The 24,330-nt window shown below is 65.5% G+C and carries 22 protein-coding genes; 13 read left to right on the forward strand and 9 right to left on the reverse strand.

Annotated elements, in window-relative coordinates; all coding sequences use genetic code 11:
* Positions 1–28: 28 nt before the first annotated feature.
* Positions 29–937 carry a cation diffusion facilitator family transporter gene (locus JOE66_RS06445; RefSeq protein ID WP_205107809.1) on the forward strand — a complete coding sequence of 303 codons (909 nt, stop codon included), beginning with the start codon at positions 29–31 and terminating at the stop codon, positions 935–937.
* 20 nt (positions 938–957) lie between these two features.
* Here JOE66_RS06445 and JOE66_RS06450 read toward each other — a convergent pair whose 3' ends face one another.
* Both JOE66_RS06450 and JOE66_RS06455 read right to left on the reverse strand, forming a co-directional pair.
* A complete protein-coding gene (locus JOE66_RS06450; RefSeq protein ID WP_205107811.1) occupies positions 958–1,968 on the reverse strand; it encodes an FKBP-type peptidyl-prolyl cis-trans isomerase in 1,011 nt (336 codons plus the stop codon).
* A gap of 93 nt (positions 1,969–2,061) precedes the next feature.
* Positions 2,062–2,394: a hypothetical protein gene (locus JOE66_RS06455; RefSeq protein WP_205107813.1), complete on the reverse strand. Its 333-nt coding sequence runs from the start codon at positions 2,392–2,394 to the stop codon at positions 2,062–2,064.
* 70 nt (positions 2,395–2,464) lie between these two features.
* Here JOE66_RS06455 and JOE66_RS06460 point away from each other — a divergent pair, with 70 nt between their 5' ends.
* The gene (locus tag JOE66_RS06460; RefSeq protein ID WP_205107816.1) at positions 2,465–2,830 is read left to right on the forward strand and encodes a hypothetical protein; all 366 of its coding nucleotides are present in this window, start codon (positions 2,465–2,467) and stop codon (positions 2,828–2,830) included.
* A gap of 52 nt (positions 2,831–2,882) precedes the next feature.
* On the opposite strand, the gene JOE66_RS06465 is transcribed toward JOE66_RS06460, so the two are convergent.
* The 4 genes from JOE66_RS06465 to JOE66_RS06480 all read right to left on the reverse strand — a co-directional run bounded on the left by JOE66_RS06465 (position 2,883) and on the right by JOE66_RS06480 (position 7,691).
* A complete protein-coding gene (locus tag JOE66_RS06465; RefSeq protein ID WP_205107818.1) occupies positions 2,883–4,163 on the reverse strand; it encodes a sugar ABC transporter permease in 1,281 nt (426 codons plus the stop codon).
* A gap of 2 nt (positions 4,164–4,165) precedes the next feature.
* The gene (locus tag JOE66_RS06470) at positions 4,166–5,098 is read right to left on the reverse strand and encodes an ATP-binding cassette domain-containing protein (RefSeq protein ID WP_205111677.1); all 933 of its coding nucleotides are present in this window, start codon (positions 5,096–5,098) and stop codon (positions 4,166–4,168) included.
* A 203-nt stretch (positions 5,099–5,301) separates the two neighbouring features.
* Positions 5,302–6,408 (reverse strand): ABC transporter substrate-binding protein, encoded by a 1,107-nt coding sequence (locus JOE66_RS06475; RefSeq protein ID WP_205107820.1) that lies wholly within the window; start codon positions 6,406–6,408, stop codon positions 5,302–5,304.
* Between the two features lie 101 nt (positions 6,409–6,509).
* On the reverse strand, positions 6,510–7,691 hold the full coding sequence (locus JOE66_RS06480) for an ROK family transcriptional regulator (RefSeq protein WP_205107822.1): 1,182 nt from the start codon (positions 7,689–7,691) through the stop codon (positions 6,510–6,512).
* A gap of 54 nt (positions 7,692–7,745) precedes the next feature.
* Between JOE66_RS06480 and JOE66_RS06485 the strand changes: the two genes are divergently transcribed.
* The gene (locus JOE66_RS06485) at positions 7,746–8,216 is read left to right on the forward strand and encodes a pilus assembly protein CpaE (RefSeq protein WP_205107824.1); all 471 of its coding nucleotides are present in this window, start codon (positions 7,746–7,748) and stop codon (positions 8,214–8,216) included.
* Complete coding sequence (locus tag JOE66_RS06490) at positions 8,213–8,983, forward strand: esterase/lipase family protein (RefSeq protein ID WP_205107826.1); 771 nt, start codon at positions 8,213–8,215, stop codon at positions 8,981–8,983. Before JOE66_RS06485 ends, JOE66_RS06490 begins: the two co-directional genes overlap by 4 nt.
* Here the strand turns inward: JOE66_RS06490 and JOE66_RS06495 are convergent.
* A complete protein-coding gene (locus tag JOE66_RS06495; RefSeq protein ID WP_205107828.1) occupies positions 8,940–10,097 on the reverse strand; it encodes a glycoside hydrolase family 76 protein in 1,158 nt (385 codons plus the stop codon). The two genes, JOE66_RS06490 and JOE66_RS06495, sit on opposite strands and share 44 nt — an antisense overlap.
* A complete protein-coding gene (locus tag JOE66_RS06500) occupies positions 10,058–12,538 on the reverse strand; it encodes an Ig-like domain-containing protein (RefSeq protein ID WP_205107831.1) in 2,481 nt (826 codons plus the stop codon). Before JOE66_RS06500 ends, JOE66_RS06495 begins: the two co-directional genes overlap by 40 nt.
* 206 nt (positions 12,539–12,744) lie before the next feature.
* Here JOE66_RS06500 and JOE66_RS06505 point away from each other — a divergent pair, with 206 nt between their 5' ends.
* From JOE66_RS06505 to JOE66_RS06535, 7 genes are all read left to right on the forward strand, one after another.
* Positions 12,745–13,326, forward strand: a complete 582-nt coding sequence (locus JOE66_RS06505; protein ID WP_205107833.1) for a TetR/AcrR family transcriptional regulator — start codon at positions 12,745–12,747, stop codon at positions 13,324–13,326.
* A complete protein-coding gene (locus JOE66_RS06510) occupies positions 13,323–14,615 on the forward strand; it encodes an MFS transporter (RefSeq protein ID WP_205107835.1) in 1,293 nt (430 codons plus the stop codon). The genes JOE66_RS06505 and JOE66_RS06510 overlap by 4 nt, the downstream gene beginning before the upstream one ends.
* Positions 14,615–15,883, forward strand: coding sequence for a type III PLP-dependent enzyme domain-containing protein (locus JOE66_RS06515; RefSeq protein WP_205107837.1), 1,269 nt, complete (start codon positions 14,615–14,617; stop codon positions 15,881–15,883). Before JOE66_RS06510 ends, JOE66_RS06515 begins: the two co-directional genes overlap by 1 nt.
* Positions 15,880–17,193: a D-arabinono-1,4-lactone oxidase gene (locus JOE66_RS06520; protein WP_205107839.1), complete on the forward strand. Its 1,314-nt coding sequence runs from the start codon at positions 15,880–15,882 to the stop codon at positions 17,191–17,193. The genes JOE66_RS06515 and JOE66_RS06520 overlap by 4 nt, the downstream gene beginning before the upstream one ends.
* The gene (locus tag JOE66_RS06525; RefSeq protein WP_307827084.1) at positions 17,190–18,800 is read left to right on the forward strand and encodes a glycoside hydrolase family 1 protein; all 1,611 of its coding nucleotides are present in this window, start codon (positions 17,190–17,192) and stop codon (positions 18,798–18,800) included. Before JOE66_RS06520 ends, JOE66_RS06525 begins: the two co-directional genes overlap by 4 nt.
* Positions 18,801–18,874: 74 nt before the next feature.
* Positions 18,875–19,441, forward strand: a complete 567-nt coding sequence (locus JOE66_RS06530) for a LemA family protein (RefSeq protein ID WP_205107842.1) — start codon at positions 18,875–18,877, stop codon at positions 19,439–19,441.
* Between the two features lie 75 nt (positions 19,442–19,516).
* Entirely contained in the window at positions 19,517–20,389 is an 873-nt protein-coding gene (locus JOE66_RS06535; protein WP_205107844.1) for a M48 family metalloprotease, read from the forward strand.
* 110 nt (positions 20,390–20,499) lie between these two features.
* Here JOE66_RS06535 and JOE66_RS06540 read toward each other — a convergent pair whose 3' ends face one another.
* A complete protein-coding gene (locus tag JOE66_RS06540; RefSeq protein WP_205107846.1) occupies positions 20,500–21,723 on the reverse strand; it encodes a winged helix-turn-helix domain-containing protein in 1,224 nt (407 codons plus the stop codon).
* 92 nt (positions 21,724–21,815) lie between these two features.
* Here JOE66_RS06540 and JOE66_RS06545 point away from each other — a divergent pair, with 92 nt between their 5' ends.
* On the forward strand, positions 21,816–23,030 hold the full coding sequence (locus JOE66_RS06545; RefSeq protein WP_205107848.1) for an AI-2E family transporter: 1,215 nt from the start codon (positions 21,816–21,818) through the stop codon (positions 23,028–23,030).
* Positions 23,023–24,276 (forward strand): threonine ammonia-lyase, encoded by a 1,254-nt coding sequence (ilvA, locus tag JOE66_RS06550; RefSeq protein ID WP_205107850.1) that lies wholly within the window; start codon positions 23,023–23,025, stop codon positions 24,274–24,276. Before JOE66_RS06545 ends, ilvA begins: the two co-directional genes overlap by 8 nt.
* Positions 24,277–24,330: the final 54 nt, after the last annotated feature.

Here is a 24,330-nt window from a genome sequence, read left to right on the forward strand (position 1 = left end):
GGGCATCTGAAGAGGTGGGGGAGCCCGGATGATCGTTGTCATCGCCTTCGCCGCGAACATCCTGGTGGCGCTCGCCAAGTCGGCTGCAGCCCTTCTCATCGGATCCGCGTCCCTGGTCGCCGAGGCTGCTCACTCCTGGGCCGATGGGGGCAACGAGATCTTCCTGCTCATTGCAGATCGGCGCTCGGTGAAAAACAAGGATGCCGGGCATCCACTCGGCTTCGGCCGCGAGGCCTATGTCTGGTCGCTCCTCGCCGCTGTCGGAGTGTTCACGGTGGGAGCGGTGATCTCCGTGATGCACGGGGTCCAGTCGCTGTTCGACCCGGACCCGGTCACGGATTTCGGTATCGCCTATGTGGTGTTGGGCCTCTCAGGCGTACTCGAGGGCGGTTCGCTGCTGATGTCGGTGCTCAAGGCTCGGCGCACGGCCAGCAGCTACGGCCGCGAGCCCATCGACTATGTGCTTCGTGGCTCCGATCCGACGCTTCGTGCGGTGATCGCTGAGGATTCTGCGGCGCTCCTCGGTCTCTTCATTGCATTCTGCGGAATCTTCGCCCACCAGGTGACGGGCGACCCGGCGTTCGACGCGATCGGATCGATCCTGATCGGCATTCTGCTCGCTGTGGTCGCCATCGGGCTGATCAACCAGAACAGGCGTTACCTGGTCGGTTTCACCCCGCCAGAGCGACTGGTCGCCCGATCGGGCGAGTTCCTGCTGGCGCGACCGGAAATCGCCCGGGTGACGTACCTCCATCTGGAATTCGTCGGGCCGGGGCGACTGCTGCTTGTCGCTGCTGTCGATCTCGTCGGCAACGATTCCGAAGAACGAATCGCCCCGCGCATCCGGGATCTCGAACGTCTCATCGAGCAGAACGAACTCTTCGAACAGGCCGTGCTCACACTGTCTGTCGACGACGAGCCGTCACTCTCGTTCTGAAGACCGACTGTGTGGGCTCCTCAGGCGTGGGTCGTTGCCAGGATGTCGACCACGAAGACGAGGTCGTCTGTGCCGCTGATGCCCGCGGTGCTGTTGCCCGCAGTTCCGTAACCCTGGTCGGGCGGAATGACGACGATGACCTGGGAGCCGACCGTGTTGCCGACGAGCGCTGCGGCGAATCCCTTGATGACCTGCCCCGTCGCGAACGAGGTCGGGCCGCTTCCCCAGCTCTGGTCGAAGACTTTGCCGGTGGACCAGATCACTCCCTGGTACTGCACGGTGACGCTGTCACCGTCGGCGACCGTTTCGCCGTCACCCTTCTTGAGCAGGGCGATCTGGAGGGCCGTCGGGGCGGGCGTTGTGGGAATCGTCACCGTGGGTGTGCCGTCATCGGCGAGGGTCACCGTGGGGAATCCCTCTGGTGCAGGCTGGGCCGCCCCGGTCGCCTTGGTCGGCATGTTGGGATCGAGTGTGGAGCTCGGCGACGGGGTGGAGGTCGATGCGGCCGCCACGGACTTCACGTCGATCACGAAGACCACCGTGTCTGCCGCTGCAACGCCCAGCGTGGAGTTGCCATTTGCACCCCAGGCATCGGCCGGGGGAACGACCGCGACGATGCGCGAGCCGACGGTGGCACAGGAGACGGCCTTGACCAGCCCGGGGAGGAACTTCGCTGCATCGACGGTGACCGACTGGGGCCCGACCTCGGCGTCGGTCGTCGTGAAGAGTTGAGCGCCGGTGACCCCGTTGTAGAGCGTGAAGTCCACGGTGGCTACTGATCCGTCAGTGACCTTCTCACCGGTTCCGACTGTTGCAACCGTGCGCTCCGTGCTGGTGGTCGAGAGCGGTGTGGTGAAGGCGGTGGTGGGGAGGGCGTCGAGCGCACCGGAGACCGTGACCGCCGCCGAATTCGGGCCGGGGGCGGTGAGCGTGCACGTCCCGGAAGAACTGGATGATGCGGTCGACGACGAGCAGCCGGCCAGTGCGAGAGCGACGGCCGTTGCCGCAGCAAGAAGGGCGATTTTGCGCATGGACCGAGTCTGACGGCAGGAGCTATGAGCAAGCTGGCGACAGGCTGGGAGCGCCCCGATTGTGCCTGCGCAATGCTGACGGGCTGCGCAATGCTAGCGGGCTGCCGGCACCTGGCTTGCTGCGATGACCACGACGCTCAGTAGGGAGACGACGGCCATGACGATCATGAGGCCCGCGAGCATCCCGAGCCTGAACCTGCCGCGTTGGGTGACCAATTGCACGATGATCATGCCCACGTACAACAGAACGACGGCGACGAGCGCCCACAGGGCCAGCCCTGGTGGCGAGAACGACCGCAGCGAGAAGAGCATCACCCCGGCGATGCCGGCGAACAGGCCACCGAGCACGAGCCAGATTCGCCCGGTCGACGTCGTCAGCGAGGGTTGGTTCGTGACCTTCGTCGGGTCTGAGGTCGGGTCTGACATGCGGTCCTCCCGGAGGCCCAGAGATTGCGCCTGCCAGTCAAGGCTACATTCGGGGCTATCGTTGTGGGCGATGATCACTCGCCGAGAAGCAGCACTGAGGCTCGATATTCCGCTCGAGATGGCCCACCGCCACGGATTGCCCGCGCGCATGAGCGAGGCGGACTTCGAGGCCATCGACGCCTCGCCGCCACCGTGGCTGGTGCAGTCGCGCGCCAATCGCACCGGGAAGAAGCCCGTCTGGGTACAGCTGGTGTGCACGGTCTGCGGCTTCACCGAGGCCGCCAGGCCCAAGAAATGGTGGCCGGCCTTCACCTACCTGAGCTGCGATTACCACGACATCGCTGAGCTGCCGGTGCTGGCTGCCGGGTTCTCGAGGCGTGAGTATGACGGCATCGGCTCCGGATTCGTGGGAATTGTCGACGAGCGGGTGGAGTGAGCACACCACCCGCTCGTCGCTGACTCCGTTCCGGGAAGGCTCCGGGGAGCGGTTATGCCTGGCCGTGGCTGGCGCGTGAGCGACGCGACAGGGAGTCGATGATCACGGCCAGCAGCAGCACCGCGCCTGTGATCATGTAGCGGATGGACGAGTCGAGGTTCAGCAGCGTGAGTCCGCTGGAGATCGACTGGATCACGAGAATACCCAGCAGTGCTGACCAGGCAGAACCGCGGCCGCCGAAGAGGCTCGTTCCACCGATGACGGCCGCCGCTATGGCGTTCAGGTTGGTGTCACCACCGCCGCTCGAGAGGCTGGCGCTGGTCAGTCGTGCTGCGGCGAGGAGGCCACCGAGGGCCGCGAAGCTCGAGCACAGGATGAACACGGTGATGTAGACGCGGTTGACCCTGATACCTGCTCGACGGGCGGCCTCCACCGAACCACCGACTGCGAACACCGAGCGACCCCAACGGGTTCTGGTGAGGAAGTAGTTCATCATGATGACCAGCAGCACGAACAGCAGGAACATGGCACCGAGTCCGCGGTCGGTGGCGAGGTACGCGACGGCGAGCAGCAGCACGATCAGCAGGGCCACGGCCTTGATGAGCATCACCGAGACGGCACCGGTCGAGAGGCCTGCCTTCTTGCGACGACGTGCCCGGTTCCAGTCCGAGAAGAACAGGGCTCCGGCGGCGATGACCGACAGGGCGTACGCGGCCCACGGCGGCAGGAACGTCGCCTGCGCGAACTGCACGATCCACGAATCGTACGGCAGGTTGATCGAGCCGTTCGGGCCGAGGACCTTCAGCTGCAGCCCGAGGAAGGCGAGAAGACCGGCCAGGGTGATCACGAAGCTCGGTACGCCGAATCGCGTGAAGAGCAATCCGTAGAGGTAGCCGATCGCCGCACCGACGATGAGCGCAACGATGATGGCCAGGGCGACAGGCCACTTCAGCTGCGTGAGGCCGACGCCGAGGATGGCGGCAGCCAGCCCGCTGACAGAACCGACGGAGAGGTCGATCTGGCCGAGCAGCAGCACCAGCACGATACCGATGGAGATCGTACCCACTGCCGCACACTGGAGCGTGAGGTTGACGAGGTTGTTCGACGACAGGAAGTTCGGGTTCAGAACCTGGAAGATCACGCAGATGACGACCAGGCCGATGACGACAGGGAGTGAACCGAGGTCGCCGCCCCGCACGCGCTGGCGGAAGGCGAGCACGGCGCCGCCGATGCCCTCGGTTCGAACTAGGCGTTCGTCCTGCAGGTCGGTGGCGCGCTCGGCCGGAGTCTCCGTTGAAATCGGAGTCTCTGAAGAAGAGGGTGTGGTAGTCATGATCAGTCGATCTCCTCGTCGATACCGGTTGAGTTGTCAGGCAGGGGCTCGGTCAAGCGGCCCTCGCTCGGTGCAACGGCTGCATGGGCAGCAGCAGAGGGAGCAGATGCCGATTCGGGGGGCGAAGCTGGGGCCGCGCTTGCGTGGGCACTGGCACGCCGGGTCACCACGTTGTCTGTGGCACCCGTGATCGCCGAGATGATTTCTTCGTAACTCACGTCGGCAACATGGAAGTCACCATTGTTGCGTCCAAGGCGAAGCACGACCACGCGGTCGGCGACGGCCTGCACATCGGCCATGTTGTGGCTGATCAGCAGAACACCGAGCCCCCGTTCACGCAGGCGTTCCACCAGGTTCAGTACTTCGGCGGTCTGGGCGACACCGAGCGCAGCGGTCGGTTCGTCGAGGATGACCACGCTGGGCTCACCGATGAGGGATCTCGCTATGGCCACGGTCTGCCGTTGCCCGCCAGAGAGAGAGGCGACGGCGATCCGCACCGAGGGGATCTTCGCGGAGAGCTGGCGAAGCAGGCTCCACGCGCGTTGTTCCATCTCTTCTTCATCGAGTGACGGGCCGCGGGTGATCTCGCGGCCGAGAAAGAGGTTCGACACGACGTCGAGGTTGTCGCAGAGGGCGAGATCCTGGAAGACCGTGGCAATGCCGAGTGCGCGCGAAGCGGTGGGGGTCTGGATGCTCACCTCGACTCCGTCGAACGAGATGGTTCCTGAATCCTGCGGGTGCACCCCGGCGAGGATCTTGACGAGCGTGGATTTGCCCGCGCCGTTGTCGCCGACGATGGCGACGACTTCGCCGGGGTAGATGTCGAGATTGATGTCTGTCAATGCGCGGACGGCACCAAATCCCTTCGACACTCCCTTGAGCGAGAGAACGGGCTCTCGCGTGGTGCCTCGCGGTTCGGCGACGGCAGAATTCATCGTCACGATTTCTCCTTTGAAGTGCGGTGAACAGAATGCAGTGAACTGCGGTGAAGCTGGACTGCGGTGAAGCTGGACTGCGATGAAGTGAACTCTTGTCAAGTGAACTGCGGTGAAGCTGTTCGCTGGTTGTGCGATCGAGCCTTGACGCAAAAGTAGACCCGGTCGGGGTGCATGTACACACCCCGACCGGGTTTGTTCACCTACTTGATGCCGTTGGCAGCACAGGCCGCTGCGTAGTCTGCGGTGCAGATCTGCGCGACGGTGTAGAAGCCGTCAGCAACGACGGTGCTCTGGATCTTGTCAACGGTGACGGCGGCCGGAACGAGCAGGAACGAGGGGATCTCCGCTCCACCTGCCGTCTTGGTGGTCGACGTGGCCTTGACGGTCTCACCCTTGGCCAGCGACACAGCGAGCGTTGCAGCCTGCTCTGCTTCGGGCTTGAGTGCCTTGTAGACCGTCATGTACTGGTCGCCGGCAAGAATGCGCTGGATGCCGGCGAGCTCGGCGTCCTGTCCGGTCACCGGGGGAAGCGGGCTGACGTTGGCTGCCTTCAGCGACGCGATGGCGCCACCTGCGGTGCCGTCGTTGGCCGCGTAGAGACCGGTGATCTGTGAACCGAACTGCGTGATCTGGCCTGCAACCCAGTCCTGGGCCTTGGCCGGGTCCCACCCGGGTGTGTCGAACTCGGCGAGAACCTTGTAGCCCGACGGGTCGATGATCGAGTGTGCGCCCTTCTTGAACAGAGTGGCGTTGTTGTCGGTCGGTGAACCGTTGACCATCAGGATGCCGGAACCGGCGGGAACGCCGTCCTTCTTCAGCTTGTCGACCAGGGCCTGGCCCTGGAGCTCGCCGACCTTCTCGTTGTCGAACGAGATGTAGAAGGAGATGTCGGGGCTGTTGATGAGGCGGTCGTAGGAGATGACCGGCACGTTCTTGGCCTTGGCCTCGCTGACGATCGAAGCGGCTGCTTCGCCGTCGAACGGGTCGAGTACCAGCACGCTGACACCCTGGGTGAGCATCGATTCAGCCTGTTGCTGCTGCTTCGCGGCGTCGCCGTCGGCGTTGGAGTACAGCACCGTGCAATCGGGGCAGAGTGATTTGCCCTTCGCCTCGAAGTACGGCTTGTCGGCACTTTCGTACCGAGCGGTGACAGAGTCAGGAAGAAGCAGACCGATTTTCGCGCTCGAGGCGTTGGCGGTCGATGCGCCTGAACTGTTGGATGAACCGTTCGAACATGCTGTGAGCGAACCGGCTGCGAGCAGGAGCGCGGCAGTGGCTATGACCGCTCTCGTGGTGGCGATCTTCATTGAGGAACCTCCCGTTTTGGTCGCCCTCTTTGGCGACTGGAGCGAGCTTGGCACTATTCAACCTTGTCGTCAAGTCTTGAAGACAAGGATTAGATAACAACTTAAGCACTCCTTTCTTCGGCCATGATCGACACCTGGTCGACGGCGAACACGGCCGCTCCCAGCGTCGCCGCGCGGGCGCCCAGCTGGCCTTGGACGATTTCGGGCATCAGCTCCGGCCCGACGATGATCGAGCGCTCGACGGCATGGCGGAGGGGCCCGAGGAGGAGCTCGCCAGCTCGGGCCAGTTCGCCTCCGACGACGATCCGTTCGGGGTCGAGGAGGTTGCAGAGATTCGCTGCGGCGACGCCGATGTGCCGCCCGGCGTCTGAGATTGCCCGCATCGACAGTGTTTCACCCGCCATTGCCCGAACGACGATGTCGTTGAGCTTCAGCGCACCCAGGTCATCCCTCAGTCTCTCGAGGATTGCCGGGCCGCCGGCGATCGCTTCGAGGCAGCCCCGGTTTCCGCAACGGCAGAGGGGTCCGTTCTCGAGAATTGTGGTGTGGCCGAACTCCCCGGCCGTCCCGTTGTGCCCCCGGAAGACGGCACCGTTCAGAATCAGGCCGGCCCCGATCCCGTCACCGATGTCGAGCGTGACCGAATTGCGCTTACCCCGCGCGGCACCGAGGCGGAATTCGGCCAGGGCGCTCAGGTTCGCGGCGTTGTCGACGAAAACCGGCCGCTTCAGCCGGCGTTCCATCACCTCAGCCACGGCGACGCCGTCCCAGCCGCGCATGATTCCGCTGCGCGCAGTCGTTCCCGTCTCGACATCCATCGGAGCAGGCACCGCTATGCCGACCCCCAGCACCTCTTGCATCGAGGCGTCGACCGATTCGAGCATGTCTGAAAGCAGAAGGGTGGTCTTGTCGAGTTCGTTGTCGGCGCGGTGGTCTTTGGCCAGTGGCATGTGATGCTCGGCGACGACGGTGTGCGCTGCATCGGCCAGCGCGATCCGCATGTGCCTGGTGGAGAAGTGAACACCCACGAACAAGCCGATCGAGTGCGCCAGGGTCACGTGCTGGGCCCGGCGGCCGCTGCGTGTGCTCGGTGCCGTGTGCAGCAGACCCGAGGCCGAGAGCTCCTTGACGATGTTTGAAACGGTGGCAGGCGAGAGCCCGGTGGCACCCGCGAGTTCGACCTGCGTCAGGCCCCCGTGCTTCTTGATGGCGTCGACGATTCGAGCCCGGTTGGCTTCACGAAGTGAAGTCTGTGATCCCGGGGTGCGCCGTTGGTCTTCCACCAGATCAACATACAGCCCGTGTCAATACGGTTACGAAAGGGCAATAATTGACGGATGATCTCCCCACAGCTTGCCCGCGCACTGCGGGTCGCCGGCCTCCGCTGGCAACCGACTGCGGGAGACCGGTTCGTCATCGAGCGCCCGGGTTTCGAAGGCGATGTCTTCACCGTCAGCGACATGACGATAGAGGCCCAGGAATTCTCAACGGGCACCGTTCTGGGCTTCAACGGCACCACGGAGTGGGCCCTGGACTCGGTGGCGCTGGACGACGCTCTCTGGTTGCCTGCAGAACATCAGCTCCGGGCGCTGCTCGCCTCCGCCTTCCGGTGCCTCCGCAGGGTCGACAGCTCGTCGGCGGATGCCCCGGCCGATGAAGGGGCCCACCCCTTCGTGCCCGATTCCTATGTCGTCGAGACCCTTGTCGACAGCCAGCTCGCGGCCTTCAGCGCCACCGATCCCGCCGACGCCTACGCTGGTGCGCTGCTGACCATCGGCGAGGTTCCGGGGCTGGAAGTCACCGCGTGAGACGTGCGGCCAAAGCGGGCTTCTGGATGCTCGACTACGCCTATGACGTCATCGACGAGTTTCGCGGCCTGTTCCGCACTCCGACCACCTTCGAAGCGGTTGGAAAGGTCGACGGCACTGAGTCACCGAAGCAACCCGAGGGGCCGATCCGATCTGGGGGGCCCATTCGATTTGACAGGCCCAGGCCCATCGTCCTGGTCCCCGGTGTGTTCGAGAGGTGGCACGCGCTGTACGGTGTCGGTGCGGGCCTGAAGAGCGCCGGGCATCCCGTGTATTTCTTGCCGGAACTGGGGCGGAACACCGATCCGATTGCCGAAACGGCGAGCGGAGTTGCGCAGTTCCTCGAAGACGAAGACCTGAGCGACGTTGTGATTGTCGCCCACAGTAAAGGCGGTCTGATCGGCAAATACCTGATGATGAGGGGTGACCCGCAGCACCGTGTTGCTGGCCTGGTTGCCGTCAACACGCCGTTCTCCGGTTCGGTGTGGGGCAGGCTCGTGCGAATACCGAGCATCAGGGAGTTCGACCCGGCCGACCTGACCGTCACGTTCCTCAGCGGCGAGGCCGAGGTCAATTCCCGTATCGTCTCGATCTTCGGCACCTTCGACCAGAACGTGCCAGAAGGCAGCGAGTTGGCAGGTGCGAAGAACATCCAGCTGCCGGTGGCCGGTCATTCCCGGATTCTGTCCACAGCGATCCTCAGGCGCACGGTGATCGACGCAGTCACCAGCCTTCCTGCTCGAGACGTGCCGCAGCCTCGAGGGTGATCACCGCACTCAACTGGGTGGAGAGATAGGTGGTGCGGCCCGGCGGTTTCTGCCAGTCGTCGCCGGAGAGGAGCGTCGGCGAGAGGTTCTGCCAGAGATCTTCAGCGTTCTGCTGAAGGAAGACCGCGAGCATCCGGGCATCGGGGTCAGCGGGATCCAGCTGGGAGACGAGCGTGGCGAGATGACGGAAGAAGATGCCCTTGAACAAGCCGGCGTCGCCTCCGCGGCGTTCGCGCGGCCTCGTCGTCTCGAGGGCGAACACGCCACTCGGAGCAAGGAGGTCGATCGTCGACACGGCGGTGAGAACGGCGCGCTTCAGAAGCCCGGGGTTGTGGTGTCGTTCCGCAGAGTCCACCAGCAGCCCGAGGTACAGGCCCTGGTTGTAGGAGAACCGCCAGTCGGAGTCGACGGTCTGGTCACCCGTGCGGCCCAGCCCGTCGAAGACGATTCCGGTTCGTGGGTCGACCAGGCGAGACTCGATCCAGCCACAGAGGTCATCGGCCGTTGTGGCGTAGGCGGAATCGCCGGTGACCCGGAACAAGCCGGCAGAAACCAGAGCGAAGCTGCCGTTGGTCGGTGCGTTCTTGTAGTCGGGTTGTTGCCGTCTCCACCCGACGCTGCGACCGAAGGTGGCGTTGAACCCCCAACCGTCGATGTGGCGCCAGAGCTCCTGGGCATCGTCGAGGTACCCCTGTGTCCCCGTTGCCGCATGAAGTCGCAGGGAGGCCAGCGCCAGCCAGCTCATGTCATCGAAGTAGTCGTTGAACAGGCGCCCGTGATTGCGCTGGACCAGTCTGCGGTAGGTGGCCTCAGCCAGGTGCAGCCATTCGCCGTCGCCGGTGCGGTCGAACGCATCGACGCGTGCCTGGACCGCGTGCGCGAGCCACCAGTAGTTGAAGGCGCCCAGCTGCCGGAGACGCAATGGCGCCGTGTTCTGCAGATGCCCGCGGCGGAAACCGGAGAAATTCGACGTGAGGGCGACGTTCGCGCGCTCGGCCCTGGCTGACCAGGGCTGAGGATTCAGGGCGCCAGGGCCTGAGGTCGCCTCGCCAGGGCCCTTAGGCGGTTCGCCGCCTATTTCAGGGCCGGTGCTATGAACTTCAGCCAGGCCCACACCGACACGCTCACCGCCGCGAAGCCGATCGTGGTGAGCACCAGGCCGACGGCGGCGGGGAGGTGGGCGAGGTGCTCCAGATTCGTCGCGAGCAGCACACCGAACACCGTCACCGTGGTGAGCGTCGTCGCCAGCCAGACCGGCTTGGACCAGGCGAGCAAGGATCGCCCGCTCAGGCCGCCGAACGGCAGAACCATGACTGCGGCAGCGCCGAAGGAACCAAGCACGATGGTGTTGAGGACCTCGGCGACGAAGGCTCCACCTGCGGTCGTGGCGGCGGCTGCGGCTGTGCCTGTAGTTGTGGTGGCGGTGGCGGTGGCGGTGGCTGTCATCAGAGCTGCATCGGGATGGAGCAGGCTGACCACTGCCCAGGCCACTGAGCCCAGAACCAGGAGGGTACCGATGTGAAGAAGACCGCGCTGGCCTCGCATTCGGGTGCCCAGTGACCCCGTTGCACTGACGGTCACCACCAGACCGAACAGAAAAGCGGGTTCGAGATTCAGAAGCCGGGACACCAGGCTCGCCGCGGCCGCAATCAGCAGATAGCGGGGAGCAAAGGCGATCCCGTCGCTGATTCTCGTGCGAGTACCGAACAGAGGGCGAGCCAGCAGGTTCGGTATGACCGCCGAGACGATGTTCACCACAGCGCTGGCGACACACATGGCGGCCAGGAGGCGGAGGTACGCCGGCTGGCTCTCGACGGGACCGGAAAGCATGCCGATGGCCGCCGAGGCGACGATGGCGGCACCAGCAAGGATCCAGGGATTCAGAGTGAGATCGGGAGCCGTGTCGAATCCGTCTCGCGGGCGATTGCGGCCGGTGAGGCCAAGACGACCACGGCGGTCATGTGGCGCATCACCGGTGGGCGATGCGTCACTACCGCGCGACGCTCCATCGCTGTCCAGGCGGCCACTGGTCCGGGAGTGCGAGATGGCTCCGAACACCAGCCTCGCCGGGGCCGCGACACACACGATCAGCAGAATCGCGAGCACCAATCCAAGCCACCAGTTCACGGGAGAAGACGCCGAGAAGACGGGCGAAACGGCCGAGCTGAACGGGGTGGAAGCGGCCCAGTTGCCCGAATTCTGACGCGCATCGCCACGCGGCGGCGCGGCGCTACCCGGGCCCGGCACTCCTGCACCGGGTGTGGCGGGCGCCGGAGATGAGCTGCTGCCCGATCCCGAGCCTGATCCTCCGTTGGAGGGGTTGGTGCTTCCCGGTGCTGTCGAGGCGCCGGGAACAGGGCCGCCAGGACTCGCAGATCCGGAAGACGGCGGAGTTCCCGCCGAACCGGGGGCCGTCGCTGTGGGAGTGGTGCCCGTCTGGGCGTCACCGGGGGTGGCCGACGGTGTCGACGCGGCGAAGACCACGCTGTGGCCAGCGCTCTCCGGCCCGACATTACCCGCTGCATCCTGCTGCAGTGCAGAGACGGCAGAGCTGCCGACAGGCACGCCCGTCGAGGTGCACGACCAGCTCGTATTCAGGACTGTGGCCGTGCAGGCGGCGAAGGGGCCGGCGAAAACGGTGACCAGTGCACCGCCCTCCCCGGTGCCGGTGAAGGTGGCGTTGTTCGCCTGTACCGTTGCACCCGCGGCCGGAGTCAGTACGACGGGCACAGCGGGAGCATCCGAATCGACCTGCAGGGTGAGCGCGGCACTCGGGTCGGAGTCTGTGCCACTGAACGACGTGGACTGGGTCGCCCGGGCGGTGAGGGTTCCGCTGGGAATGTCGGTACCGAGGTTGCACGACCACCCACCCAGGGCATCGGCGACGTACGAGCAGGAGTACGAGCCAGCTGAGGCGGTCACAGTCGCACCGGGGTAGGCCGTGCCCCTGACGGTACCGAACCCGGTCGTCTGCGATGTGCCGGAGCCGGACGCGATGGTCGGCGCATTCAGCACGTTCACCGTTACAGCATCGCTGGAGTTGTCGTAACCCGGAACCAGTTGCACGACGCGAATCGTGATGTTCGGTCCGCTGGGAAGGGTCGGGGCCGCACAGCTCCAGTTGCCGGCGGTCGAGGCAGTGCTGATGCAGAGTGGGTCACTCTGCGTGCTGCTGCTCACCTGGATGCTGCTTCGGGGCTCTGCAGTGCCTTCGATTGTGGTCGGGCCGCCCAGAAGCGCACCCGATCGCGGCGACGACAGCGCTGGGCTCTGAATGGGCGGTTGGGTCGGGGAGGGTGTCGGCGAGGGGGCCCCTGAGGGCGAGGGAGTCGATGCTGACGTTGGCGAGAAGGACGAACTCGGAGTGGGGCTCGGTGTCGGGCTGGCCGTCGCCGCCGTCGCGGGTTGCGAGGCCCCGACGATCGTGAATGCAAGCGTGAAGCCGAGCGTGAGAGTGATGGCGAGAAGCGGTGCTGCGAGCATCTGGACTCGCGAACGAGCGGCCCCCGGTACAACCGGTGCCAGCCCCTCGGTGCTTGATTTCAGAACAGTCACGTTCTTCCATTTAGCAAGGTAATGCCGTCAATGTCAAAGACCCATGCGGTTGCATCGACTATGGGGCACCCGCTCTGCACGGGGCGACGCTGAACCACGTCGTGGAACCAACAGTGGACAACACAGTCGCTGTGGGTCATAATCTGTCAACTGGGTCAACTGACCCACTTGCCCGGGGGAGAGGTGATCTGGTGGGCCGACTTGCTGTGAGTGAACGCCGCGAGCTCCTCCTTGACGCTGCTCTCGCCGTGATCGCCCGGCTCGGGGTCACGGGGGCCACGACCCGCGCCATCGTGGCAGAGGCCGGAGTATCGCTGGCGAGTTTTCACTACGCCTTCGAATCGCGCGACCAGTTGATCGCGGAGCTGGTCAGCCGCGTCATCCAGGGTGAGGAGGCGGTTCTGTCTGCTGTTCAGCCTGAGGGTGTCTCGATGAGAGACACGATTCGCCAAGGGCTGATCCAGTACTTCGACGTGGTGAAAGCCGATCCGCTCAGAGAGAAGGCAATGTTCGAACTCACGCAATACGCCATGCGATCGCCCGAGCTCGAACCGCTCGCACGGGCGCAGTACGACCGGTATTACGCGCTCGCCGAATCGGCCCTCGATGTGGCCGCTCGCTCCACCGGACTGTCCTGGGCCAGGCCGACTGCCGAACTGGCGACCTTTCTGGTGGTACTCACTGACGGTCTCACCCTCAATTGGCTGGTCAACCGCGATGATGCTGCGGCCCTGGCCATCATCGATTTCGCCGCGGATTCACTCGGTGCGTTGGCGGTTGCAGCATGAGCGAGGGTTCACAGACTCCCGACTCAGTCTTCAGCGACGCCACCATAACCGGGCTCTTCACCGAACCGACCAGACGGGTCGGCGGCGGGTGGATCGCCCTGTTCGCAGCAGCCTGGCTCGGCATCTGGATGGCGCAGCTCACGCCGATCCAGCTTCTGCTGCCGCTTCAGGTGGAGAACCAGCTGCACACCTCGTACTGGGTCGACAGCGTCGTGGCGTTCGGCATCATTTCCGGCATCGCCGGAGTCGCAGCACTCCTGGTCTTCCCCCTGACCGGCGCCCTCTCTGACCGAACCTCGTCCCGGTTCGGCCGCCGCCGCCCGTGGATCGCCGGCGGCACCGTGTTGTTCGCCGCGTCGCTCGTGCTCCTCGGACTCCAGGAGTCGCTGCTGGGTATCGGAGTCTTCTGGACGCTCGCCATCATCGGCTTCTGCGTGCTGACCGCCTCTCTCACGGCGACGATCTCCGACCAGGTGCCGATCAACCAGCGCGGCTACGTCTCAGGCTGGCTCTCTGCACCCCAAGCGATCGGCATCATCCTCGGGCTGGTGCTCGTCACGACACTCTTCGTCTCGCAGTTCTCCGGGTACCTGGCCGTGGCCGTGGCGCTGGTGCTGCTCGTGCTCCCGTTCTGTCTCTGGATGCCCGATGCCGTGTTGCCGCGTGCCGATCGAGCCCGCGTCACCGCCCGTGAGTTCGTCGACGGCTTCTGGATCAGCCCGAAACGGTTCCCCGACTTCGGCTGGACGCTGCTCAGCCGCATCCTGGTCAACTTCGGCAACGCTCTGGGCACCACTCTGCTGCTGTACTTTCTGATGTTCGGCCTGAACGACGGTTCTGCCCAGGATGATCTCGTCGTACTCACTCTCATCTACATGGTGTTCGTGATTCTTGCAGCCCTGGGCGCGGGAGCCCTCTCCGACCGGCTAGAGAACCGGCGCGGCTTCGTCTTCGTCGCCTCCGCGGTACAGGGAGTCGCTGCCCTCATCCTCGCTTTTGTGCCCTCGCTGCCGGCGGCCATGGTGGCAGCAGGGATGCTCGGCCTGGGCTACGGCTGCTTCCTCGCCGTCGACCAGGCCCTCGCCACCCAGGTTCTGCCCGACCCCGTGACCCGCGGCAAAGACCTCGGAATCATGAACATCGCCACCGCTGTGCCCCAGGCGCTTTCGCCTCTGCTGGGTGCCGGGGTCGTCGCTCTCTTCGGCGGTTTCGCCGCACTGTTCGTTCTCTCCGCCCTGTTCGCCTTCGCCGGTGCTCTTGCCGTCGCCCGAGTGAAATCGGTTCGCTGATGCCCCTCTCCCTTGTCCGGTCTGGTGACCAGCCCTGGCTCGAACCCGCGAAGTACTGGGGCGGGCTCAGCGCGGCCACGGCTCACCTCGACACTCCGCTGGCCGCCCTCAGCCTTGCTGCGCTCTCGTACAACGCCTTCTCCATGCTCGACCGCGCGAACGGCAAACCCATCCGCGTCGCCAGCAAGTCCGTCCGGGTACGTGAGGTGCTCGACGCGGTGCTCGCGCTGCCCGGCTATTCCGGCGTTCTGGCCTACACCTTGCCCGAAGCACTGTGGCTGGCCGAGACGATCGACGACGTCGTCGTCGGGTATCCGAGCGTCGACCGTGCCGCCATCGCGCAGTTGGCGGCGGATGATCGGCTGGCCTCCCGCGTCACGCTGATGATCGACGACGTGGCGCAGCTCGATCTGGTCGACAGCGTTGTGCCGCCGACGGGCAGGGCGAGCATCCGGGTCTGTATCGAACTCGACACCTCGTTCGTCACCAGGGCACTGGGACACATCGGCGTGTGGCGCTCGCCGGTCTTCACCGTGGGCCAGGCCCGGGTGCTCGCGCAGGCGATCGCCGCGAGGCCGGGTTTCACGCTGGTGGGCCTGATGGGGTACGAGGCGCAGATCGCGGGCGTCGGCAACCGCCCGCGCGGCAACCCGGCCCGGGCCAGGGTGCTCGACTGGATGCAGCACCGATCGATCGCGGAACTTGCCGACAGGCGGGGCGCGGTCGTCGAGGCGGTGCGTGAGGTCGCCGACCTCGAATTCGTGAACGGCGGGGGAACGGGGTCGCTCGAGAGCACATCCGTCGACGAATCGGTCACCGAGATCGCCGCCGGCAGCGGGTTGTTCGGTGGGCACCTGTTCGACACCTACTCGCGGTTCCGGCCGGCTCCGGCCGCGGCCTTTGCGCTGTCGGTCGTGCGCAAGCCGACCCCGGCGATGGCGACACTCCTGGGTGGCGGCTGGATCGCCTCCGGACCTTCGCAGCCCGATCGCCTGCCCGAGATCGCGTGGCCGCTGGGCCTCGAAATGCAGGCCCGCGAGATGGCCGGGGAGGTGCAGACGCCGCTCTCCGGTGCCGCCGCGGAGGCGCTTCAGATCGGCGATCGTGTGTGGTTGCGGCACACCAAATCAGGGGAGCTCTCAGAGCACGTCAACTCCTTTGCCCTGGTCGACGACACGCGTACCGATGGAGAGGGTCGCGCCGGCGAACACAGCCAGGTTGTCGCCGAGTTGCCGAGCTATCGCGGCGAGGGGAAGGCCTTCCTGTGAGTGCCACGGGCGCGAAGTGGCGCAACTGGGGCCGAACCGAGCAGGTCACCCCGCTGCGGGTGGAGCGACCGGCCAGCGTGGGCGCGGTCCAGCGCGCAGTCATCGCGTCTGGGCGCTCCGGCCTCACGATCAAGCCCGTTGGGGCCGGCCACAGCTTCACCGGTATCGCTGTCGCCCCCGGCGTTCAACTCGACCTCTCGGCGATTTCGGGGCTGGTCTCCATCGATACGGCACGACTGCGTGTGACTCTCGGCGCGGGTACGAACCTTCACCGGATCCCGGCGCTGCTGCAGCCGTTCGGCCTGGCGATGACCAACCTGGGCGACATCGACCGGCAGACGATCAGCGGGGCCATCTCGACCGGAACCCACGGCACGGGCGCGCGGTTCGGCGGTATTGCCACCCAGGTCGTGGGTGCGGCGCTGGTCATCGGGGACGGCTCGCTGCTCGTCGTGAACGAGACAGAGAACGCCGAGCTCCTGCCCGCTGTGGCACTCGGGCTCGGCAGCCTGGGTGTGCTTGTCGAGGTGACGCTCCAGTGTGTGCCGGCGTTCGTGCTGCACGCGGTCGAGAAGGCCGAACCGCTCGCCGACGTGCTCGACTCGCTGGCTGCTCGTGTCGCCGCCACCGACCACTTCGAGTTCTACTGGTTCCCGCACACGAGCACGGCCCTCACGAAGACGAACACGCGGTTGCCCGGGTCAGCCGAGCGGCGCCCGCTGCCGCCGCTCAAACGGCTTCTCGACGACGAACTGGTCGCCAACCAGGTGTTCCGGGCAACGTGCACGGCCGGAACCCGGTTTCCCGCGGTCATCCCGAGGGTCAATCGTCTCGCCGAGAAGCTGACGGGCACACGCGAATTCACCGATCATTCGGCGCGGGTCTTCGCCACCCGACGGACGGTTCGCTTCGTCGAGATGGAGTACGCGATCCCTGCCGCGGATGTACCCGCCGCCCTGCGCGAGATCGACGAGCTCATCGAACGGCGCGGCTGGCGCATCTCGTTTCCCGTCGAAGTGCGCTTCGCTGCCAGTGATGACCTGTGGCTGTCGACCGCATCGGGCCGCGACACGGGGTACATTGCAGTGCACCGTTTCTATCGCGACAACCCCGCGGAGTACTTTCGGGCAGTCGAGGAGATCATGATGGCGCACAGCGGCCGGCCGCACTGGGGCAAAGTGCACTACCGTGATGCTGCCTCGTTGGGCGAGGTCTACCCGCACTTCGGGCAGTTCTGCGCCCTGCGTGACCAGCTCGATCCCGAACGGCTCTTCACGAACACCTACCTCGATCGTGTGCTGGGCGCGTGAGCGGCACCGATGCGGGTTCAGCAGGTGCCGCAGGTCCAGGCGGGTCAGGTTCAGGTGGGTCAGGTACAGGGCGCCCGGATGCCCGGCAGGGCGATCCCCGCCGAACCCGTGACCGCGCCGCGGGCCTGAACGGCCGTGTCTCAAGCGGCCGTTCCTCCCAGAGCCGCACCCGTGATCTCGACCAGTCGAGCGCCGAAGCCGAATCGTTCGCCGGCCTGCTCCCTCCCCGCTTCGTCGTGGGTGTCGCGACGAGCGCCTTCCAGATCGAGGGGGCCGTGCATGAGGGTGGGCGTGAGCTCTCGGTGTGGGACGACTTCACCGCCCAGCCCGGTCGTATCCTGGGTGGTGCGAATGCCGACGTGGCAGCAGACCACTACGGCAGGCTGAGCGAAGATGTCGCCCTGATGGCCGATCTCGGCATCGACTCCTACCGCTTCTCGTTCGGCTGGCCGAGGCTTCAGCCCCGCGGCTCCGGCTCCCTGAACCGCGAGGGTGTCGCGTTCTACGACCGCCTGCTCGACGAACTGCTCGCGGCCGGCATCAGCCCGATGGCGACCCTGTTCCACTGGGACACGCCGGTGGAACTGCGTGGCAGCTGGTTGAACCGCGACACGGCGCACCGCTTCGGCGACTATGCCTACGAGGTCGGCGAGGTCTTCGGCGACCGCATTGCCAACTGGGTCACGATCAACGAACCGGCGACCGTGATGTTGAACGGCTACGCCCTCGGCATCCACGCCCCCGGAACCACGTTGCTCTTCGACGCGGTGGCCGCCGGGCACAACCAGCTGCTGGGTCACGGTCTCGCCGTCCAGGCGCTGCGTGCTGCCGGCGTCTCGGGCGGAATCGGCATCTCGAACGTCTACTCGCCGGTGCAGCCGGTGACCAGTTCTGACGATGACGTCGCCTTCGCCGGACTGTTCGACGTGCTGCACAACCACATGTTCGGGGACGCCGTGCTTCGCGGTACGTACCCGGTGGTGGCCGACGAGTTCGCCCGGCTGCTGCGGCCGCTGGTCGAGGCCGACGAAGCAGATCTGGCGATCATCCACCAGCCGCTCGATTTCTACGGGGTCAACTACTACTTCCCGACCCGCATCGCCTCGGGGCCGGGGGGCGTTGGGTCGCCTGACGGAGATGCCTCGGCGATGACCTCGCTGCCCTTTCACCTGGGAGCCTGGCCGGAGTTCGAGTCAACCGGGTTCAGGTGGCCGAATGCTCCCGAGTTCCTCGCTGTCGCGCTGGCAGAACTGGCCGAACGCTATGGCGACACCCTGCCCCCGGTGTTCATCACCGAAGGCGGCATGAGCTCCCGCGATGCGGTGGTACTGGACGCCCGAACCGGCGTCGCCCAGATCGCCGACCACGCCCGCATCGACTACCTCTCGAACCACATCGCCTCTGCGCTCGCGGCGACCTCGGTCGGAGGTTCGGCAGAGGGCGTGGAACTGCGCGGATACTACGTGTGGTCGCTGCTGGACAATTTCGAGTGGGCGGCGGGGTTCAGCCAGCGATTCGGTCTTGTTCACGTCGACTTCACGACCCTCGACCGCACTCCGAAGAGTTCATTCGGATGGCTTCGGTCAGTATTGGAGTCACGCTTGTAGCCCAGCCTGCCCGCACGCTGGGAGCTTGCCACGTTTCGGCTGGATGATTCACGCCCAGAAGTTATAGTGGTGGCATGGGATGGCTAATTGCACTGATCGTTGTCGTGGTACTTGTCGTCATCATCGGCATCTACCTCTGGGCGACATACAACTCGCTGGTCACGCTGAACGTTCGCGTCGACGAGGCGTGGAGCGACATCACCGTGCAGCTCAAGCGCAGGGCCGACCTGCTGCCGAACCTCATCGAGACGGTGAAGGGCTACGCAGCGCATGAAAAGGGTGTGTTCGAGGCCGTCACCAAGGCTCGGGCAGAGACGCTCAGTGCGCAGGGGCCGGCAGAGGCCTCCGTTGCCGAGAACCACATGCAGACCGCCCTCAAGAGCATCTTCGCCGTGGCTGAGGCTTACCCACAGCTCCAGGCCAGCCAGAACTTCCTCCAGCTGCAGGCCGAACTGGTCGACACTGAAGACAAGGTGCAGGCTTCGCGTCGCTTTTACAACGGCGGGGTTCGCGAGCTGAACACCAAGATCAAGGTGTTCCCCAACAACGTCTTCGCCAAGCGCCTCGGCTTCACCGCCCGCGACTTCTTTGAGGTGGCCGACCTGGCCGCCATCGCAGAGCCGCCGCGCGTGCAGTTCTGACGACCCCCCGCTCGCCGGGCGGCCTGAACGCAACAACCCCGAGCACAAACTGATCAAGCACTGAGGCGATAACGCATGTACAAGGCGATAGCGCAGAACAAGCGCAATACCGTCATCATCCTGGTGCTGTTCGTTCTCATCATCGGTGGTCTCGGATACCTGGCTGGCGCGCTCTATCGGAGTGTGAGCCTCACGGTGTTCATCCTGGTCGGCGCAATCGTGTTCGCGGTCATCCAGTACTTCTTCGCGGCCTCCCAGGCGGTGATCTCCAGCGGTGCCATCGAGATCCAGAAGTCAGACAACCCGAGGCTCTGGCGCACGGTCGAGAACATCGCCATCACCACGGGCATGCAGATGCCGAAGGTGTACATCATCAACGACCCGGCGCCGAATGCGTTTGCGACGGGTCGCGACCCGAAGCACTCTGTCGTCGCCGTGACCACGGGCCTCCTTGACATCATGACCGACTCCGAACTCGAAGGGGTCATGGCCCACGAGATGGGTCACGTGCAGAACTACGACATCCGCGTCTCGCTGATCGTCTACGGCCTAGTGGTGGCCGTCGGAATCATTGCCGACATGTTCTTGCGCATGGCATTTTTCGGGCGCAACAACAACGGGAACAACCCGCTGATCCTGGTGCTCGGGCTCGTCGCCGCCATCATCGCTCCGATCATCGCCACCGTCGTGCAGCTTGCCGTATCTCGCCAGAGGGAGTACCTCGCTGACGCAACCAGTGCGATGACCACCCGCCACCCCGAGGCACTCGCCAGTGCTCTCGCCAAGCTCGAGGCCTATGGCAGGCCCATGCAGAAGCAGTCGACCAGCATGGCGCACATGTGGATCGCTGACCCGCTGAAACCCGGTTTCATGGCGAAGCTGTTCGCAACGCACCCGCCCATCCCCGAGCGCATCGAACGCCTGCAGAAAATGGGCGGCTCGTTCTGAGCAAATGGCCGCTTCGCGGCTCGCGGCTGTGCCGCTCTCCATAAATCCCGTGGGACTGATTCACGGGCGGCGTGAATCTGGTGGCGAGGCTGTCTGGCTGCCTGCGTGATTCAGGATTGACGGAGCTCGGCGGCGACGGTGGCGGTGAGGGCGGCAGCGAAGTTTCCGCGCGGAGCGACCGTGATGTCTGGGAGGCCCTGCCAGCGGGCCGTCTCGCGCAGTGTCGCTGCGATGCGCGCGGGCGCGTCGGCGGGCGGGTGCGGTTCTGCCCAGGCAGCCTGCACGCGGAGCACACCGGCCTGGCGGTCGTTCTTGAGGTCGAGCCTGCCCACGATGCGGTCGTCGAGCACGATCGGCATAACGTAGTAACCGAAGACCCGTTTCGGTTCGGGGGTGTAGATCTCGATGCGGTAGTGAAAGTCGAAGAGCCGCTCGGCGCGGGGGCGAAACCACACGACGGGGTCGAAGGGGGTGAGGAGGGCAGCCGCGGTGATGCGCCGGGGGAGGCGCGCGTCGCGGTGGAGCCAGGCCGGTTTGCCCCAGCCGTCGACCGAGACCGGTAGGAGCTCGCCGGAGTCTTCGAGCCCGCGGATGGCGGGCAGGGCATCCGCCGTCTTCAACCGGAAGTAGTCGGCGAGGTCGGCCAGGGTGCCGATGCCGTGTGCCCTGGCCGAGAGGGAGACCAGTTCGCGGATCGCGTCGGGCCGGCTGATTTCAGCGTCTCGGATCTCGAGGGGCAGCACCTGTTCTGGCAACCCGTAGTTGCGCTCGAAGCGGGTCCTCCCTGCAGCGACCACGTCGCCCCAGCGGAACAGGGTTTCAAGCCCCACCTTCACATCGGACCAGCCCCACCAGGGGCCGTTGCGGCGGTTGGACTCGTGCTCGATCGCGCTTGCCGGCTGGGGGCCCTTCTCGGCGAGCTCGGCCAGGAGCCAGGAGATCATCTTCGGGTTCGCATTCGCCCACGAGTCGGCGTCTGCGATGCTCTTTGCGCGAAAGTCGTGCATGCGCCAGGTCAGCAGCGGCAGCGTCGTGACGGGGATGAACGACGCCTCGTGGGCCCAGTACTCGATCATTCGCGGGCCGGAGGTCAGGCGGTCGAGCTCGGTCTTGTCGTAGACCCCGAGTCTGGAGAAGGCGGGCAGGTAGTGACTTCGCTCGAAGACGTTCACGGAGTCGATCTGCAGGAGGCCGAGTTTCGAGACCAGCGGGGCCAACCGGCGAAGGCCTGGCGCAGTGGCCGGCACGCTGTTCGCTGCCCGAACGGGCTCACCGAACCCCTGGGCCGCGAGGGCGATACGCCGCGCGAGGGGCGCTGAGACTGTCGTTACCACTCTGCGAGCCTAGCCGCCACCCCTGACGCCGCAGCGGGGCCTGTGGGGTGGTGCCACGGGGAGAGTGCAGTGCCGCTGTCTAGAATGAAGGCATGTCTAACTCTGGCGATCTGCGGCCTCGTTCTGGTTTCTTCGTGAGAAGGAGATCGTCGGTGCGGCGCACGGGTCAGAGCTCCGAATCGTCACTGGCACCGCTGGCACAGGTGGCCACGTCTGTCGCCTCAACCAGCGGATCGGTTCCGCCCGGAATGCAGATCGCGGGCGCCTGGGCGTGGCGGATTCTCGTCATCGCCGGTGCTCTCGCTGTGCTTCTGTACGTTGTCGCGCAGTTCAGTCTGGTGGTCATCCCGTTGCTGGTTGCGGTCATCCTCTCGGCGCTATTGGTGCCGTTCAAGAACTTTCTCGTGCGGCACGGGTGGCCCAAGTGGCTCGCCATCGTCGTGCCGCTGCTCACGGTGTTCATCGTTATCGGAGCGCTTGCGTTTCTAGTGGCCACGCAGATCTCTTCCGGGTACGGTGATCTCAAGACGCAGAGCACGGCGTCGTACGATGCGTTCCTCGACTGGCTGAAGCACGGACCGTTGCAGCTCTCTGACGACCAGATCAGTGGTTACGTCGGCCAGGCCTGGGCTGCGCTGCAAGCAGACAGCTCTGCCCTCGTCAGTGGGGCACTGAGTCTCGGAACGACTGTCGGCCACGTGCTGACCGGAGTACTGCTGGTGTTGTTCTCGACGATCTTCATTCTCATCGACGGCGCCGGCATCTGGAACTGGCTCGTCAGGGTCTTTCCGAAGCGGGCCAGGGCCGCGGTCGACGGCGCCGGCAAGTCGGGCTGGAACACCCTCCGGAGCTTCATCAGGGTGCAGATCCTCGTGGCATTCGTCGATGCCGTCGGCATCGGTCTCGGCGCGCTGATCCTCCAGGTTCCTTTGGCCATCCCCATCGCCGTCCTGGTCTTCCTCGGTTCGTTCATTCCTGTGGTCGGTGCGGTGCTGACGGGGGCCCTGGCCGTGTTCATCGCCCTCATCTACAACGGCTGGGTCGTGGCTCTCATCATGCTGGGCGTGTTGCTGCTGGTGCAGCAGATCGAGGGACACGTGCTCCAGCCGCTCGTCATGGGCACCGCGGTCAAGGTCCACCCGCTGGCCGTCGTGCTCGCGGTCGCCGGGGGAAGTATTATCGCTGGTATCCCCGGTGCCTTCTTTGCTGTGCCGTTCATCGCCGTTCTGAACGTGATGATCAAGTACATAGCAAGCGGCCTCTGGCGAGAAAAACCCGAACCGAGAGAACCGATACCCGATGCCTGAAACCACAGCCCCGGCAGTTCGAGCCATACCTCCCCTGGCCGACATCGAGGCTGCGCGTACCGTGGTGGCCCGAGTGGCCCAACCCACCCCGATGGAGACGTCGCGGTTCCTGGCCGAGGTGCTCGGCTCCGATGTTCTTCTGAAGCTCGAGAACCTGCAGCGCACGGGCTCGTACAAGATCCGTGGTGCGTACTACCGGATGTCTCGCCTGAGCGACGAGGAGAAGTCCAGGGGAGTGGTCGCTGCCTCCGCCGGGAACCACGCCCAGGGTGTTGCCTTCGCGGCGAGAGAGCTGGGTATCAAGGCGACGATCTTCATGCCGCTCGGCGTCGCTCTGCCGAAGCTCCAGGCAACGCGCGACTACGGGGCCGACGTGCTGCTGCGCGGCTCGACCGTGGAGGAGCCACTGCAGGCGGCGGCCGAGTATGCCGCGGCGACAGGGGCCGTGCTGATACCTCCGTTCGATCATCCGGATGTCATCACAGGTCAGGGCACCCTCGGGCTCGAGATCTTCGACCAGGCACCCGACCTCGACACGATCATCGTGCCGATCGGTGGTGGTGGGCTGATCTCCGGTGTCGCCAGCGCGCTCAAGCAGCGTGCGGCACTCGAGGGTCGCAGCATCCGGGTGATCGGTGTGCAGGCGGCGAATGCTGCCGCGTACCCCGTCTCGTTGGCCAATGGCGTCGTGACCGAGATCCGCACCTCGGCGACGATCGCCGACGGGATCGCCGTCGCCAAGCCGGGCCTTCTGAACTTCGAGATCATCCGTGAGCTCGTCGACGAGGTCGTCACCGTGAGCGAGGCCGACATTGCCAGGGCCATTCTTGTTCTGCTCGAGCGCGCGAAGCTTGTGGTGGAGCCGGCCGGTGCGGTGGGCGTAGCTGCCATACTCGCCGGGGAGGTCACCGGCACGGGCAAGACGGTCGTCATTCTGTCGGGTGGGAACATCGACCCCTTGCTCATGCAGAGGGTCATCAGTCATGGCCTGGCCGCGTCGGACCGGTACCTCAAGCTGAAGATCATGCTGCCTGACCGCCCGGGTCAACTCGCCCGCACGGCCGAGATCGTCGCCGAAGCGAATGCGAACGTCATCGAGGTCTTGCACACCAGGCACGGCCGCGGGCTGCAGCTCAGCCAGGTCGAACTCGAACTCAGCGTCGAGACGCGTGGCCCCGAGCATCGGGCCCAGGTCGTGCAGAAGCTCCGCGACGCGGGCTACGACCCGCGCCTCGACACGGACTGACCCGCCACGGCTCACCGCTGGTTGAGTAGGCCCGCGGAGGGGGCCGTATCGAAA

The sequence above is a fragment of the Subtercola frigoramans genome (assembly GCF_016907385.1).
Lineage (GTDB): Bacteria > Actinomycetota > Actinomycetes > Actinomycetales > Microbacteriaceae > Subtercola > Subtercola frigoramans.

Bases quoted from the DNA above. Each gene is read 5' to 3' on its own strand.
- JOE66_RS06445 (WP_205107809.1), top strand. From the start codon at position 29: ATGATCGTTGTCATCGCCTTCGCCGCGAACATCCTGGTGGCGCTCGCC.
- JOE66_RS06450 (WP_205107811.1), bottom strand. From the start codon at position 1,968: ATGCGCAAAATCGCCCTTCTTGCTGCGGCAACGGCCGTCGCTCTCGCA.
- JOE66_RS06455 (WP_205107813.1), bottom strand. From the start codon at position 2,394: ATGTCAGACCCGACCTCAGACCCGACGAAGGTCACGAACCAACCCTCG.
- JOE66_RS06460 (WP_205107816.1), top strand. From the start codon at position 2,465: ATGATCACTCGCCGAGAAGCAGCACTGAGGCTCGATATTCCGCTCGAG.
- JOE66_RS06465 (WP_205107818.1), bottom strand. From the start codon at position 4,163: ATGACTACCACACCCTCTTCTTCAGAGACTCCGATTTCAACGGAGACT.
- JOE66_RS06470 (WP_205111677.1), bottom strand. From the start codon at position 5,098: ATGAATTCTGCCGTCGCCGAACCGCGAGGCACCACGCGAGAGCCCGTT.
- JOE66_RS06475 (WP_205107820.1), bottom strand. From the start codon at position 6,408: ATGAAGATCGCCACCACGAGAGCGGTCATAGCCACTGCCGCGCTCCTG.
- JOE66_RS06485 (WP_205107824.1), top strand. From the start codon at position 7,746: ATGATCTCCCCACAGCTTGCCCGCGCACTGCGGGTCGCCGGCCTCCGC.
- JOE66_RS06510 (WP_205107835.1), top strand. From the start codon at position 13,323: ATGAGCGAGGGTTCACAGACTCCCGACTCAGTCTTCAGCGACGCCACC.
- JOE66_RS06515 (WP_205107837.1), top strand. From the start codon at position 14,615: ATGCCCCTCTCCCTTGTCCGGTCTGGTGACCAGCCCTGGCTCGAACCC.
- JOE66_RS06530 (WP_205107842.1), top strand. From the start codon at position 18,875: ATGGGATGGCTAATTGCACTGATCGTTGTCGTGGTACTTGTCGTCATC.
- JOE66_RS06535 (WP_205107844.1), top strand. From the start codon at position 19,517: ATGTACAAGGCGATAGCGCAGAACAAGCGCAATACCGTCATCATCCTG.
- JOE66_RS06545 (WP_205107848.1), top strand. From the start codon at position 21,816: ATGTCTAACTCTGGCGATCTGCGGCCTCGTTCTGGTTTCTTCGTGAGA.
- ilvA (WP_205107850.1), top strand. From the start codon at position 23,023: ATGCCTGAAACCACAGCCCCGGCAGTTCGAGCCATACCTCCCCTGGCC.